The 15,551-nt window shown below is 41.5% G+C and carries 10 protein-coding genes; 8 read left to right on the top strand and 2 right to left on the bottom strand.

Annotated elements, in window-relative coordinates; all coding sequences use genetic code 11:
- The first annotated feature begins 219 nt into the window (after positions 1 to 219).
- The 6 genes from BS614_RS23425 (at position 220) to BS614_RS23400 (ending at position 7,828) form a co-directional block, all read left to right on the top strand.
- Positions 220 to 1,659, top strand: a complete 1,440-nt coding sequence (locus BS614_RS23425; RefSeq protein ID WP_074095732.1) for an ATP-binding protein — start codon at positions 220 to 222, stop codon at positions 1,657 to 1,659.
- Between the two features lie 22 nt (positions 1,660 to 1,681).
- A complete protein-coding gene (locus BS614_RS31615; protein WP_157116186.1) occupies positions 1,682 to 1,843 on the top strand; it encodes a hypothetical protein in 162 nt (53 codons plus the stop codon).
- Between the two features lie 500 nt (positions 1,844 to 2,343).
- Positions 2,344 to 3,291 (top strand): hypothetical protein, encoded by a 948-nt coding sequence (locus BS614_RS23420; protein WP_074095731.1) that lies wholly within the window; start codon positions 2,344 to 2,346, stop codon positions 3,289 to 3,291.
- Positions 3,292 to 4,465: 1,174 nt separating this feature from the next.
- Entirely contained in the window at positions 4,466 to 5,539 is a 1,074-nt protein-coding gene (locus BS614_RS23410; RefSeq protein WP_167544415.1) for a dsDNA nuclease domain-containing protein, read from the top strand.
- Entirely contained in the window at positions 5,520 to 7,223 is a 1,704-nt protein-coding gene (locus BS614_RS23405) for a hypothetical protein (protein WP_074095729.1), read from the top strand. Before BS614_RS23410 ends, BS614_RS23405 begins: the two co-directional genes overlap by 20 nt.
- A gap of 323 nt (positions 7,224 to 7,546) precedes the next feature.
- Complete coding sequence (locus BS614_RS23400; protein WP_084174705.1) at positions 7,547 to 7,828, top strand: DUF6809 family protein; 282 nt, start codon at positions 7,547 to 7,549, stop codon at positions 7,826 to 7,828.
- Between the two features lie 132 nt (positions 7,829 to 7,960).
- On the opposite strand, the gene BS614_RS23395 is transcribed toward BS614_RS23400, so the two are convergent.
- Positions 7,961 to 9,322 carry a right-handed parallel beta-helix repeat-containing protein gene (locus tag BS614_RS23395; RefSeq protein WP_084174703.1) on the bottom strand — a complete coding sequence of 454 codons (1,362 nt, stop codon included), beginning with the start codon at positions 9,320 to 9,322 and terminating at the stop codon, positions 7,961 to 7,963.
- 555 nt (positions 9,323 to 9,877) lie between these two features.
- Entirely contained in the window at positions 9,878 to 11,470 is a 1,593-nt protein-coding gene (locus BS614_RS23390; RefSeq protein ID WP_074095728.1) for a catalase, read from the bottom strand.
- A 206-nt stretch (positions 11,471 to 11,676) separates the two neighbouring features.
- Here BS614_RS23390 and BS614_RS23385 point away from each other — a divergent pair, with 206 nt between their 5' ends.
- Together BS614_RS23385 and BS614_RS23380 are read left to right on the top strand one after the other, a co-directional pair.
- Complete coding sequence (locus tag BS614_RS23385) at positions 11,677 to 13,641, top strand: ATP-dependent DNA helicase (protein ID WP_244898183.1); 1,965 nt, start codon at positions 11,677 to 11,679, stop codon at positions 13,639 to 13,641.
- Between the two features lie 315 nt (positions 13,642 to 13,956).
- On the top strand, positions 13,957 to 15,075 hold the full coding sequence (locus BS614_RS23380) for an IS110 family RNA-guided transposase (RefSeq protein ID WP_074092643.1): 1,119 nt from the start codon (positions 13,957 to 13,959) through the stop codon (positions 15,073 to 15,075).
- The last annotated feature ends 476 nt before the right edge of the window (positions 15,076 to 15,551 follow it).

Here is a 15,551-nt window from a genome sequence, read left to right as displayed (position 1 = left end):
ACATCTCAAAAATGGGAATCTTTACAGGAAGGTGTTTTGTGAATTAAAATACGAAAAGTAGGATTAGATTTTCTTTATTTGAATCACAGTTTATTACAGTATGAGTTGATGAAATGATCATCAGTTCATTGTAAGCTTTTATAGTTTTGCTGGCAGTTGAGTCTCATTCATGACCATACATAACGACAATATGAAATATATCTTAGGAGGAGAATAATAATGGAAGTCGCACGTCAGTTTGACTTAAATATTGAAAAAGTACTTGAACATTGGACCCCTGCCTACGCTTTACGAGAACTAATTGCTAATGCCTTCGATGAATATTTACTATCAGAGACGTCTGTACCAAATATTTACAAGGATGAGCAGGGAGCATGGCATATTCGTGATTTTGGCCGTGGTTTGCGATATGAGCACTTTACACAAAACGAAAATAAGGAAAAGTTAAATAATCCTGAGATGGTTATTGGAAAATTTGGCGTAGGATTGAAGGATGCAATGGCTACGTTTGACCGTCAAAATATCCAAATCTTGATTCGTTCTCGTAATGCAGATATCACTATGGACAAGAGCAATAAGCATGGATTTGATGATATCGTTACCCTGCATGCTGTAATTCAGTCACCATCTGATCCTACCCTTGTTGGAACTGATGTAATTTTATACGGAGTCAACGATGAGGACATGGAACAAGCTAAAGATTTCTTTCTACATTTTTCAGGAGATGAAATATTAGAAAAAACGTCTTACGGTTCGGTTTTAAAACCAAAGAAAGAGAATAAAGCAAGAATTTATGTGAACGGGCTGTGTGTAGCCGAAGAAGAAAATTTCTTGTTTAGCTATAATATTACCTCTACCAATGCGGCGCTACGCAAAGCTCTCAACCGGGAGCGCACGAACGTCGGGCGCAGTGCTTATACAGATAGAGTGAAATCTATACTGCTTGCATGTACTGATTCAGTCGTTGCTAATGAAATGGCTGCGGATCTGAAAAATTACGAAACAGGTTATATTCATGACGAACTTCAGTGGACAGATGTCCAACTCCATGCATGTAAAATTTTAAATGCTAACGAAAATGTAATTTTTCTCACGCCTGACCAAATGAGGAATGGTGGTTCTTTAGTCACTCATGCCCAGGATGATGGTTACCGAGTTGTGGTCGTCCCAGAGTCCATTGCTTATAGACTTACAAAACTCCAAGACATAGAGGGGAGTCCTATTCGAGATTTAGAAGGTTATCGAGAAGAGTTTAATACAAGTTTTCATTTTACTTACATACCTGTCTCTAGTTTGTCAAAAGAGGAACAAAAGGTTTTTGCTGTAAAAGATTTAATCTTAAATTGGCTACCCAGTAGTCAGACAAAAAACATAAAAGAAATTAGCATCTCGGAGACGATGCGGGTCGATTATTCTGGTTTTGAAGCACTTGGATTGTGGGAACCTTTAGAAAAGAGGATTACGATCAAACGGAGCCAATTACGTAATGTAATCGATTTTTCAGGCACTCTGTTACATGAAATAGCCCATGCGTATACTGGTGCAGATGATAAATCTTTAGAGTTTGAGAACGGATTAACTCAATTGCTTGGTCAACTAACATCTTATGCTATTAAAAATGAACCACGAAAGAAATTTTTAGGTTTATTTAAGTTTTAGATTGAAAACAGGAGGGAAGTCCATGGGAAACGATGAGATCGAAGAATTTAAAAATTTAGACAATCCTAATGTATTATTGAAAAATGTACTTATTGGGAACAGATTCTCAATGAGAATTTCAGCTAATTATGGGTATAAGACTATACTCAATGAGTGTAGTGAGATAGATGGAACATTTATTTGAATAATTAAATTAACAACTAGAGTGGTATTAAGGGGGATCATACAGGAAGTTATGACAGAATCAGAACTTTAAATTGATTCAAACGATTAGAAAAATTCACCTCAAGTTGACTGGTTAGTGAAATCCATATGGGTTACATACTTATGGCAAAACCTGCTCCAAGCGTGGTCAGGTGGAGCTTGTGCCCAAAGAAGAACAGATTAAAGACTTGGGAATACATGAAAAGTTGAAAACATCGTAAAGAAAATGAATCGATCATGGAGTGAATTGTGTATCATCGGGAAGGGAATAGGTGAATTCGGAGGTTTGATATAGGTAAAAATATAAGATAAACGATACAAACCTCTAGGATTCGTACCAGAGGTTTTTTCGACTTTTATGGAGAAATTTAGTTGTTTTTGGAGGGGGAAAGAAAACTATGTCGAATATCTAAATTAAAAGAGTATCTCATAACAGAAAACGGAGTTAATTATATTCTTTGATAATTTTTGGAGGTAACTGTGAAATTTGAAAAAGCCTATTGTGAAGAACTGAATGATTGTATTAATCCATATGAAGCTAGGGATTTATATTTTAGCAATGATTCGAATTATTATATGAGAAAGCTTACTTTTCATTGTCCAAGCGAACATTGTAGAGTACCATTACTTCCAGTTGCAATTTATAGAAAAGAAAAGACCAAAACCAAAATCCATTTTAGAACAAAAAGTCTCAATAATCATATTATTTCTCCGAAAAAGTGTGATTTTTATTATAATATAGACCAAGATTTTACTAGTGAAGTAAATGCTAAAAAGTCAAATCATAAGAAAAAAAGCGTACTACCTTCTGAATTTTTGCTCGTAAAACCAATTCAACTCAAGAAAACTCTTCGAAAAGTTGAGGATACGATGAATATTAATAACAATGTAAACAGAGTTACACGATCAAAAAGTACTGGTTCAATTACAAAAGGGTCTTCAAATGTAAAAACTCCTTATTTTGAACAAATCATTGATTGTTATGAAAACAATGATCCTAATACGCTAAAAACAGAGACTCTTACTATAAATGGGAAGAAGAAGTCATATTCTTCATTTTTTAAAAAATGCGAATATTTTTTAGATGAAGAAGGACTTATTTATTGGGGAGAAGTTACGAAATTAAAAAAATACGGAAATAATTATAGAGTTAAATTCAAAAAGAAAGTTCGGGTTAATGAAAAGGGATTAGAAATAACCATATATCTTAACTCTGATTTGATTCAATCATATAACAAGAAAAATCAGCTACTCGAAGTGCTAGATAAACTTACAACTTTTAATGGAGAAATTAGATGTTATTTTGTTGGAGTATATCCTACCTTTGAAAAAGTAACTGGTAAAGGCAATGAATTTGAAGTTATTAGTGTGAAAATTGAGAATTTGGATCATTTAGTTTTTAGGTTTGATTTTGAAGTTGAAGAATAATTGATTTATCTATTCAATTATAAGGAATGGGTTAAGGGGAAATCATGGTTTAATTGATTTTTTCAAAAATTTTAATGTTAAAGTTTATGCTAAAAGTAAGACAATGGAGACACAAGAATTTGAAATTGCTTCAAAAGAATCCTTGTCTATTTGGTATCTGATGGTTTAGGGCGTGTCTTCAAACTCAGGAAAGCCAAATCATAAAGGACGCCAGAATTAAAAGGCTTTGAACGTACATGCTAATTTAAATTGAGTTCTCAGACGTTTTTTACTTTGTTGAAAAAGTAATCCGCAAAATGACGTTCTCTGTAGACTACTCAATCATAAGTTGAATCTCTTAACGATTCTTCTTGCTTGGAATCATCGAGATAGCTTTTTGTTCGCCGAGCAGCGATAGGATCGCATTCGTATAATACGCTCGATCAGCCAATACTTGTTTCATAGTCAGTTTCATAGGTTGTAGAAGTCATAGCCCTGAACGGCGAGCTTCACCACCTATTAATTCGAAACGAAGCGGGGCATCAACTACGACATGGATTTTGGTGCTTAGTACGCCGAGGGAACGATTGCATGTTCCCCCCCCTTTTTTTTGAACCGATCCTATGCTGTTGGACGCAAACAATCGTATCATCATTTATGACGCTTTCCTCATCCGCATCTATGGAGACATACTTTAGCACCTCATCCCAAATTCCCACTTTCTGCTAGTGTAGAACGCGGGTGTAGAAGATTTTTCAATGCGGAAAGTGTTCAGATAGAGTACACCATGGGGTGCCTAAAATTTGCAACCTAAAGCATTGTATTTAACATGATTCGGCTGTCCAATGCGTGAGGTCCTCCTTGCTGTGTTCGTTCAGGTGGAAACAGTTCTTAGACCCGCTGCCACCTAACCTTTTTGATTTATTATCGTGTCTTCATCTAATATGTTTAACCTATGTATTACCATTTGATAGTTTGAAGACACACTTTAGATAAATACAGCAATTATAAATTATATTCATAATAATTATGGCTAGCTTTAATCTAGTAGAAAAACTCAACTTGAGAATTAAGCGAGGAGAGTTCGAACAAATAATCCTGATGCATAGCAATTTAAAGGGAATTAAGTCAAAAATGTTGTATAATAATTTTGTTATAAACATAAAAGTACTTCTCAATGAATGGAGGGAAACAATTGTCTGTTCCGGATTACATGAACTTGCCTTACGACTTATCAGGATCTATGGCAAAAAATAGATTTAGAATAGAAATGTTATGGGGACTAAAAAAAGTATTAGAATTACTTAAGAACAATAATGAATTTATTATCTTATTCGACTATAAATGTGATATTGAAATTCATCTTCCGAATAGCAATTTTGAATTTTATCAGTTAAAGACTAGCAATACAGGAAACTATACTATAAACAAACTTCTTAAAAAAAATGATGTAGGGCAATCGGTATTAGGAAAGCTTTATTTACTTAAATATGATAGAAGTGGTGTGGAACAGGATGAGATCAAACTTGCAATCGTTTCAAATGTTGCTCTAAAGGATACAACAAAGCTACATACAAATCTAGAAAGTGTCTTATTAAAAAGTATAGATGGAAATGACGTAACAAAAATAAAGAACGACGTGACAAAAGAACTGTCCCAACAAAGTGAAATAAAACTTGAGAATACATTCTTCATAAAAACCACAATAGATCTTACTAACCCAAATGAGACACTAATGGGGGAGTTAGCTTCTTTTTTTGTTAGCTTCTACGACTGTGAAGTAAAAAGACTTAGGTCATTATTTTCTACTTTGCAAACAATTATTACTGATAAAGCCTCTTACGAATTTGAATTATTAACTTATGATGACCTTATTATCAAAAAGGGAGTTACCAAGAAAGATTTTGAAAAGATATTCCAATCACACATGGATAATTCAGATACTGCTTTAGAAAAATCAAGTGCCTATATAGAATCAGAATACAAAGCCTTTTTTGGAATGAGAGTAAAGCTATCAAAAGCATTGAAACAAGTATTTTTCTCTCTGAAAATAAGTAAACCGCTTCAATTAATAGAGAACAAGATCGCAAAATTTATTTTAGAGAACATTCATTACTTAAATGGGACAGATAAAGAAATTATAGGGTTTATCTCTGAAAGATTCATGAATGAAAAACCATTAGAAGTTGAAAACCAGGAATTCGAGATGTTGATTCTGCTCATTTTGAAAAAGTTTGAGGAGGGTTTATATGAACAACTTAATCATTAATAGTTTGCTTATATTGGATTTGAAAAATAAAAAAGCAAAAAGAGTTGAGTTTACAAAAGGAATTAATATTATAACGTCTGATTCAAAAGATGGAAACGATGTAGGGAAATCAGTATTGATGAAAAGCATATATCACACAATGGGAGCGGACGCTATATTTGATGATAAATGGACGTTTGAAGAGAAAAGTTATTTTATTAACTTCAGTATATCTGGAAGTATATATCAAATTTACAGAAACAAAAATCTTTTTAAGATTTATAATCATAATTTCGGGAAATTATTTAGCACTACAAGTAGAAAAGCACTTGCAGAATACTTAAACAGCATATTTAAATTCAATATCAAGTTACCAAACAGACATGATGATATTTTAGAAATAGCTCCTCCGGTTTTTAGCTACTTGTTAAATTATGTAGACCAAGATCATATGGAGGGGACTTCCTTCAGTTCGTTCAAAGGTTTAGGCCAATACTCTGGATTCAAAGAAAACGTTATTTACAGTCATTTTGGAGTATTTAACGATGAATATTTCGAATTAAAGAAAGATCTAGAAGATTCTAAACAAGAGCAAAGACGCTTACTGCAGGATCAATCTACAATTAACAATATGTTGGCTCGTTTAGCAATATATTTGGAAGGAATGGATGCACCTACTAAGTTAAATACTTTAAATATTGAATTAGAGAAGAGTAAAGAGGAGTACTCTGAGATTGTGGCTGGATTGAAGAAAGTAAAAAACAAATTAATTGAACTTAGAAATAATAAATATGATTTGGAAGTGAGCATTGAAGAAGTAGTTAAAAAGCGTGGGAAAGATACGAAATACTTTAAACTTATTGAGGACCACACATGTTTAGTTTGTCAACAGAAAGTCGAAGACGAAATACAAATGAGAATAAAGCAAAGTAATCAGCTAGAAGACTATTACATTCTTCAAGATGAATTTGAAAGACTTTCGATAGATGTTGACAGGGAGCTTAAAAGAAAAGAAGAAGAATATCAAACTTTTCTTTACAAACTTGAGGTATATGAGAATAAATTGAAAATTAAAGAATCCAGAGTGTCAGATTCATTGAAGCATCTAGGATATATTGAGGCAAAGGAAAATATGCTTCACGAATTAAATGAGATATTAACACAACTCGGAGAGATAGAGAAGGATATTAAAATTTATAATACTAAAATAAGAAAGTACACTGACTTAAAGACGACAGCAAATTCTTTATATTCAGAATTGATGACTGAATCCAAGTTTGAGTTCGATTTAAAAGAAATAAGGGAGGATAAAATTAAAAATATAAAACAAAATTATGAAGCACGAGGAAGTAATAAAGCAATATCAACAATTATTTGGTATTTTAATTTGCTGAAAGTCAAGGTACAATTAAATACAAAAGTATTAAGGTTTCCTGTTGTTCTGGATAGTCCAAATAATGTAGAGTCTGATGAAAGTAAAGAAAAAGCATTATTTAATCTGGTGTTCAAGGATATTAATGATCATATAAAATCACAATTAATTTTATCGGCCCTCGGATTTAATTCAAATGATTATGAGGAGATAAGTATAGACAATATTATTCACTTGAATAATAAGAAATATAGTGTCCTCAATAATGAAGATTATGTCCGAAATAGTTGGATACTACATCATTTGTTTGATGATGAAGAGGAACTGATATAGACGGTCTATTATATTTGTTGATTGTTGATGGGGTTATCAATTTAATTGTTACATAATATTATCTTATGTTTTTTTACGCTATTTAGTTATTGAAATTGATCGGGAAGTAGGATGAAACGGTCTTCATATTGCAAGTCTTATTCCACAACGTAAGGATTCACACACTCGTATAATGATGCTTGAAATGAAAGGGCTTAGGGACATGATTCAACTTTAACTTCGACTCAATCTTACCAAAAACGAAAAAAACACTAGCGCATTTCCCGCTAAATCCCCATCTCACCTCATCCCTTGATGTACAATCTTCCAGAGGTGACCTTACCATGAAGGATAACATGTCAAACCTGATCGAGGATTTGTTTCACGGAAACCTGCGGTTGGACGAGTCGATTCATCCTGAGCAAGCTGAGTATCAGGAGATCAATCGCCAGATATCGGACCTGATGCAGGATTACAAAACACAGCTTACGGGGAACGAATACGATGCTTTGGAGCAACTGATCGACTTGATCGGACAATCCACGTCGATGTATGTGGAAGCGGCGTTTGAGCAAGGTTTTCGTACAGGCGGCAGACTGATGATTGAGGTTTTAGCCAAAACATAAGTATTTATCTATCTACCTCATAAGCCAGCAGACAATACAAAGCAATTCAAAAATCCCCTCCTCCATTACCACCGATCAGGCTGGAATGGGAGAGGGGACCTTGCTTTCAAATTATACTTTTCTAACTACAACCTATCTCGCACCAATATTCGTACCCGATGGCGTACCTGACCCTACCAGATCACTGCCACCCGCAAGCTTGAGGAAATTGCCCAGGACAGGCGTTCCGTCCGCACTACGCGTTACCGAAGGCACGAGGGAGACAAAGTCGGCTGCGCTGGCGAGCAGGCCTTTGGCGTTCTCGCTTTTTTTGTTTTTCCACCAGACGTTGGTGCTGCTGACGTCGGTTCCACTTGTTTTGTCGCTGGCGCCGCCTTGGAATGACAGGTTGTTGGTGAAGATATGGGTGCCTACATCAAAGGCAAAGTTGCTTTGCCCATTGTTCCAGGAGGTGTTATTTTTCATCTGGATCGAACCGGGATTGCTGTTGTAGGTGAAGCCGTGCTTTTTATTGTTAAACGCAATGCTGTTCTCAACGATATGATTCACTGCAATCTTCTCGCCACCCAGCTTGAAGCCGTTACCGTCACTGTTGGAGGTAGAAGTGCCGTCTGCGGTTGCACCGTTCGCGTAGGCGATGCTGTTACGGATCGTAACCGCGCCAATGGCACCTGTGTCTGTTTTGCTATACAGATCCCAACCATCGTCCACGTTATAGGCCGCGATACAACCGTCGAAGACATTGCCCGGGCCTACGGTCAGTTTGGCCGCAAAACCGTCTGCATCCTCGCCGTCATCCGGGTCATAGTTGTTGTGGGAGTAAGAACGAATCACTTCATTATATGCAGGCCATTCACTCTTGGCGGCTGTGGAAGCATAGCGTCCCATTTGAATACCCGTATCCCGGTTGTGATGAGCTTCGATCTGCTCCAGACGGTTGTAACTGCCCCCGATGAAGATACCGTTATCGCCCGCACCCTTCACCTCAAGCCCTTTGACGAACCAGTAGTCTCCGAACATTTGCAACCCCCGATTGGTGGAAGCGAAGGCTTGAGCGGAGAAATCAAAGACCGGTTTTTCCGATCCATACGCCACCAGGTTTTTGCGTTGGCTCGATGTGCCGCTATTGCCACGTTCAATGGTAATGGTCTGGGAGAAGCTGTAGTTGCCGCCGCGCAGATAGATGGTCTTGCCTGGGGCGATCTGGGTCAATGCGTTAGCGAGTGACGTAGGGCTGTTCAGTGTTCCCGGATTGCTGGCTGAACCGCCAGGAGACACATACAGATCACCCGCAGCAAGCGCGATATTCGAAGTCGCCACCGATTCAGAGGGATTTTGCAAATTGCTCTCGATCAGCTCTTCAGCACCAGCCGCTCCACCACCAATCAATAATAGAGGGAACGCGGCGCTCAGACAGATCTGGGCCATTTTCGATTTCAGAGAACGTTCGGATCGTACAGATGCATGAGTAGATGTAGATGGGAATAATTTCATTACGCAAACCTCCTTGGTTAATTGGGAATAGAATGAAGAGCATGTGGTAGCCGTGTACCAGACCGTTACCTATGAGATAGAATCATGCCGGCTGGCTCGATGCAATCTCTAGGACACAGCTTTATGGTAAATGTTGTAACCGTTATCATCAATAATCATCTGATCAGATGGAGGTACATGCAGGCAGGTCAGGCCTGCAAGCTTCCAATGCCTTTAATATCACGTGAATTATGTAATCTTTCCATTGGGTGATAGCTCTCATTTAACGAAGAATCATCTGAAATGAACGTAGAGAAGTACGCTTTTCCATCCCCAGAGCACAAGTCTTACCTTTGATCCACTCATATGAACTTCTTTTAATTTAAAATACATAGCTGTATGCAATCCTGAAGTGGAGATTACACTAAAACTAGTCATGAAAAAGCCCTGATAGCAGCTGCAACGGGCAACTTGACGATCAGGGCTAGGTTTAATTCAGAACGTAATCTGCTTACTCAAAATACTCAAATGTACTAACAGTGTCAGACTTATCAGTTTAAACGCTGTCCAGCTATTTTAATATCCGTCCGTCTCACGACTGCGTTTCTCTGCTTGCTCGATACTTGGTTCATGTTTCGGTTGGACCGTTGTACTATCATCGGTTGGAACAGAGGCCAACCCTTCAGAGACGCGCCGACCGTAATCCGCATCCGCTTGGGTGAAGTAAGAGATCATGCGCTCCCGGATATCCGGTTTGCATTGTGCCAACGCGCCGACCATGTTGCTGATCAGCTCATCCCGCTCCCAATCTTCGAAAGCCCTGTACGTATCACCCGCTTGTCCAAAGTCATTGGTACGCTCAATCTTCTCACGAACGAGTCGCCCTTCAATCAGAGGTTCATGTTCCGGGCCGCGCGGTGTAGCTTCTTTAAGTCCACCAAGCGAGGAGGGTTCATAGTTCACATGCGGATTCTGACCCGGTGCACGATCCACCTGATATTGCATCTGTCCGCCGCTCTGATTCGTGGCTACCCGATTTTTCGGTGCATTCACAGGCAGTTGCAGATAGTTCGCACCCACCCGGTGACGCTGGGTATCCGAATAGGAGAAGGTCCGTCCTTGCAGCAGTTTGTCATCTGAGAAATCCAGCCCGTCTACCAATACACCTGTGCCAAACGCTGCTTGCTCCACTTCATTGAAATAATCCTCGGGATTACGATTCAACGTCATTTTGCCCACAGGTAGAAAAGGGAACTGATCTTGCGGCCATAGCTTGGTTGGGTCCAGCGGGTCGAAGTCCAACTCTGGATGCTCGCCGTCCTCCATTACTTGAACGCACAGCTCCCATTCGGGATACTCCCCTTTTTCAATGGCGTGATACAGATCCAATGTCGCATGATTGAAATTCTGTCCCTGAATCTCGCTCGCGTCTTTTTGCAGCAGGTTGCGTATCCCTTGATTGAGCGGTTCCCAGTGGTATTTGATGAGTACGCCCGTGCCTTCCTGATTGACCCACTTATATGTATTGACACCCGAGCCTTGCATCTGCCGATAATTCGCTGGAATGCCCCATGGAGAGAAGAGGAATGTCACCATATGGGTAGCTTCAGGGCTCAGCGAGACAAAATCGAAAAACCGCTCCATATCCTGTGCATTGGTCAACGGGTCTGGCTTGAAGGCGTGTACCATATCCGGGAATTTGAGCGGGTCGCGAATGAAAAAGATTTTCAGATTGTTACCCACCAGATCCCAGTTGCCATCTTCGGTATAGAATTTTACAGCAAATCCGCGCGGGTCCCGCAGGGTCTCCGGTGAATGTCCGCCATGTATAACGGTAGAGAAGCGAACGAAAACGGGCGTTTGTTTGCCTTTTTCCTGAAATAGGCGTGCACGTGTGTACTTCGATACCGGTTCATCCCCGGCCGTTCCATACGCTTCAAATACGCCATGAGCACCAGCACCACGGGCATGGACCACACGTTCCGGAATACGTTCACGGTCGAAGTGAGTAATTTTTTCGAGAAAATGATAGTTCTCCAGCGTAGTCGGTCCCCGGTTGCCAACGGTTCGTACATTCTGATTGTCCGTAATGGGATGCCCTTGTCGATCCGTTAATGTCTCAGCTGATTTGTCTGAGGAATGCTCTGGTTGTGAAGACTGATGATTCATGGAGTGGAGCACCGCCTTTCCTTAAAGTGGATTCCTGTATATATTTTCCCTGAAAATTGGTTCTATACATTAAACCTCGCAAATAATCTCGTAAAAAAAGCTTGTCACCCGCTTCATCGCGTGAGATAATTAACTTTTGCCCTGCGGCCTTTTTTGAACGGAAAAATGAAAGAGGACCGCGTCTAAGAATGGAGGCTGACCTAGGATTGTCTACACAACGTTATCCTTTTGCATATGATCCGGCTGAACCTTTTGTATCCCGTCTCGGGGAATGGGTTGCCGATGTTTTTTACGATATTTTGCCAGAGTCCGGCTTCGAGGTACGGGATGAACAGATTTTTATGGCGTACCAGCTCGAACGGGCCTATGGAGATAAAAAGACCATTATGGCGGAGGCCGGTGTAGGAACAGGCAAGACGTTAGTCTATCTGCTCTACGCGGTCTGTTATGCACGTTATACGGGCAAACCGGCAGTGATTGCCTGTGCCGATGAGTCCTTGATTGAACAGCTTGTGAAGCCCGGTGGAGATATTGCCAAGCTGGCTGCACATCTGAACTTGGAAGTGGACGCACGTCTGGGCAAGTCGCCGGACCAATACCTCTGTCTGAACAAATTAAGTGCGATGCGATTCGCGGACGAGGATGCGCAGGTGATCGAAGAGGTGCATGAGAGCCTTCCAGACTTCGTGAACACACCTGGGACACTTCAGGCTTTCCATCCGTATGGTGACCGCAAACAGTATCCACATCTGAATGATCGTCAGTGGAACAAAATCAACTGGGACCCGTTCCAGGATTGTTTTGTTTGTCCCAAAAGACAACGCTGCGGCCTTACGCTGTCACGTGACCATTACCGTCGTTCCAAAGACATCATCATCTGTTCCCATGATTACTACATGGAGCATGTGTGGACGTATGATGCGCGCAAACGCGAGGGACAATTGCCACTGCTGCCTGACCACAGCTCAGTTGTATTTGATGAAGGCCATTTGCTGGAAGAAGCAGCCCTGAACGCACTGAGCTACAAGCTGAAACACCGTATCTTCGAGGAACTCGTCACTCGCTTGTTAGAAGGAGAGATTCGTGAATCCCTCGCGGAGTGTGTAGATGAAGCGATTGAGAGCAGTGAGCGACTGTTTGCGTTGCTGGATACGTATACGGTCGCGATTCCGGGATCTGAACGGAAAGAAGTTCGGGTAGAAGCACCGCTTCTGCGTGAGATTGAACGTCTGACGAGTGTGCTGGATGCAATCGGCGAAGAATTGGTATTTGAGAGCGGATTGTTCTCGCTAGACGGTTACCAGATGCGTGTCGTGGAAGAACATCTCGATATGATTCAGTCTGCGCTTGCCTTGTTCCGCAAGGAAGATGGTTACATCTGTTGGGCGGAAGAGAGCGAGGATGAGACGACCTTATCGATCATGCCGCGCACCGTGAAGGAAATGCTGAACGAGCGTGTGTTCAACACAGGCATTCCAATTGTATTCTCCTCCGCAACGTTATCTGTGGACAGTTCATTCCGTTATGTGGCGGACAGCCTGGGTATTGATGATTTTGTATCGTTCTCGGTAGCTTCCCCGTATGATTATGCGGATAAAATGAAGATGAAAATTACCAATGAAGCTGTGCCGGGGCACCCGGAGAACGAAAATCGCATGCGTGATGCGGTGTCGTTACTTCAGGAGAGTGGAGGACGTGCGCTGATTCTGTTCCGTACGATGGAAGAGCTACGCGCGTTCAAGCAGGACATCGTTCATGTACCTGAAGCAGAAGGTTTGCGCTTTATGTATGAGGGCGACCGTGAGATCAGTGATCTGATCGCGGCGTTCCAGCAGGATGAGGAGAGTGTGCTGTGCTCCGTTAATCTGTGGGAAGGTTTGGACGTTCCAGGCCCGTCATTATCCAATGTCATGATCTGGTCGCTTCCGTATCCACCACAGGACCCTGTCTTCAATGCAAAACGAAGTGCGTCGGCAGCACCATACGAAGAGATCGATCTTCCGTATATGCTCCTGCGTGTGAAGCAAGGTCTCGGACGTCTGATTCGGACAAGCACAGATTCCGGTTCCGCGGTCATTCTCGATGAATCGCTGTATACCAAAAAGGAAGCCAAAGACCGCATTGCGGCCCTGCTTCCTGAAGGTGTGGAATGGACAACCCTGACACACTAACCAGCTTACGTTAAATATTCTTGCTTTATTTTTGATGATAAGGTTTCTTGCCAAAATAAGTTCTTGTTCTCTGCGGATTCACCATCCGTATGTGAGCATGAGCTTATTTTTTTATTTTGATGGTTTCTCCAATACTTCTATTCCTTTTTTTTGAGGGATTTTCCCTCGCTCCTCGCTACCAATCGCTCCAACATTCTAGCTATGATGAACGTAACCACAAAAAAATAGCCCTCCATATTGCTGCATATCGTAGGTTAAAATGGACAGTAAGAAGACCACCATTTCAGAGCTACACAGCAAAGGAGAGCTATCCCTATGAAGTCTACCACAAAATTCATTGGTTTAGATGTATCCAAAGAAAAAATTTCTGTCGCTATTGCTGACGAGGGTCAAGACAAGCCGCGGTATTACGGCACCATTGCTCATGCGCCTGCTGCCTTACGCAAACTCATCAAAGAATTGGGTCCGGCAAGCTCCCTCTCGTTTTGTTATGAGGCCGGTCCTACAGGATACGAAACCTACCGCTGGATCGAATCCATGGGAGCCACCTGTGTCGTCATTGCGCCTTCACTCATCCCGAAACGCTCCGGCGATCATGTGAAAACAGATCGACGAGATGCCGAGCAACTGGCACGTCTATTCCGTGCAGGCGAACTTACGCCAATTTACGTTCCAGCACGTGAAGATGAGGCACTGCGTGAATTGGTTCGTGCACGCGAATCGGCGAAAGAAGATGCTCACCGGGCCCGTCAACGTGTACTCAAGTTCTTACTGCGCCACCAGATCCATCCACCGGAGAATATCAAACGTCGCTGGACGAAAAAATATCGCGTATGGCTTGGAAAACTGATGTTCCCGCATGCACCCATGCAGATCGCGTTTACAGAGTACCTTCATGCCATGGAAGAGATTGAGCAACGCATCGGTCGACTGGAAAAAGCCTTGATTGAAGAGGCGGCGACCAGTTCCAAAGCCGATTTGATTCAGATTTTACAGTCTCTGCGTGGCATTGGATTTCTCACGGCCGTCACGCTTGCTGCGGAGATTGGTTCCTTTGCCCGTTTCCGTTCCCCTGCTCAGCTCATGGCTTACTTGGGCCTGGTTCCGCGTGAGCATTCGTCTGGAGTCCGTACCCAACGAGGCTCGCTCACCAAAGCGGGAAATGGACGATTGCGTCGCACCTTGATTGAATCGGCATGGAGTTACCGCCATCGGCCTGCGATTAAAGGGGACTTGGCCCGCCGTTTGGAAGGTCTGCCTGCGGACATACAGCTCATTTCCTGGAAAGCTCAGGAACGGCTGCACCGAAAATTCCGCCGTTTAGTTTATGGATTAAACAAACACAAAAATGTCGCGGTCACCGCGGTGGCCAGGGAACTGACCGGGTTCATTTGGGCGGTCGCCCGAACGTTGGAGCTACCGAACGCTCAGTAATCTGTTATTCATCTTGAAGAGACGGATGGTTTAAAAGGAAAAAGGGGAAAACTCCGGAGCCTTAGGCCCGGGAGTTCATGGAAGGTTCAGGAGAGAATGTACGAGGTTCGTTTGCACTAGGCTTTTAATGGGCTGAACGTGCGTGGCTAGCTTGTAAAAGCTCTCCTTGACGAAGGCATACCATGTGGTAACCAACCCACGGATAGCAGCGTGCCAACCGTCGCTCGCATATGGACTCCCGCGCTTAGGGCTTCGGCGAAAAGCAGCATTTTGTGATGGGCTTGACAAAAACGTTCATAGCAACGAACCTACCGCACCTTATTAGGGTGATAATGAAGAGATGTAAATTCTAACGAATCTCAGTAACGTTATCCCGCCGAAAATGACTTTTCAACCTGTAAATCAACCGAATTTGGAGAAATTACGTCGCTGTGATTCATTAGCCGTCAAACCCGCGCAAATAGGAGCGAATAGCG

The sequence above is a fragment of the Paenibacillus xylanexedens genome (genome assembly GCF_001908275.1).
GTDB classification, from domain to species: Bacteria; Bacillota; Bacilli; order Paenibacillales; family Paenibacillaceae; genus Paenibacillus; species Paenibacillus xylanexedens_A.
The sequence above is the reverse complement of the archived record's forward strand: the minus strand, read 5'-3'. Positions and strand labels throughout refer to the sequence as shown.

Excerpts from the sequence above, each read along its gene's own strand:
- BS614_RS23400 (WP_084174705.1), top strand. The coding sequence starts at position 7,547 with ATGAAGGATAACATGTCAAACCTGATCGAGGATTTGTTTCACGGAAAC.
- BS614_RS23395 (WP_084174703.1), bottom strand. The coding sequence starts at position 9,322 with ATGAAATTATTCCCATCTACATCTACTCATGCATCTGTACGATCCGAA.
- BS614_RS31615 (WP_157116186.1), top strand. The coding sequence starts at position 1,682 with ATGGGAAACGATGAGATCGAAGAATTTAAAAATTTAGACAATCCTAAT.
- BS614_RS23405 (WP_074095729.1), top strand. The coding sequence starts at position 5,520 with ATGAACAACTTAATCATTAATAGTTTGCTTATATTGGATTTGAAAAAT.
- BS614_RS23425 (WP_074095732.1), top strand. The coding sequence starts at position 220 with ATGGAAGTCGCACGTCAGTTTGACTTAAATATTGAAAAAGTACTTGAA.
- BS614_RS23390 (WP_074095728.1), bottom strand. The coding sequence starts at position 11,470 with ATGAATCATCAGTCTTCACAACCAGAGCATTCCTCAGACAAATCAGCT.
- BS614_RS23380 (WP_074092643.1), top strand. The coding sequence starts at position 13,957 with ATGAAGTCTACCACAAAATTCATTGGTTTAGATGTATCCAAAGAAAAA.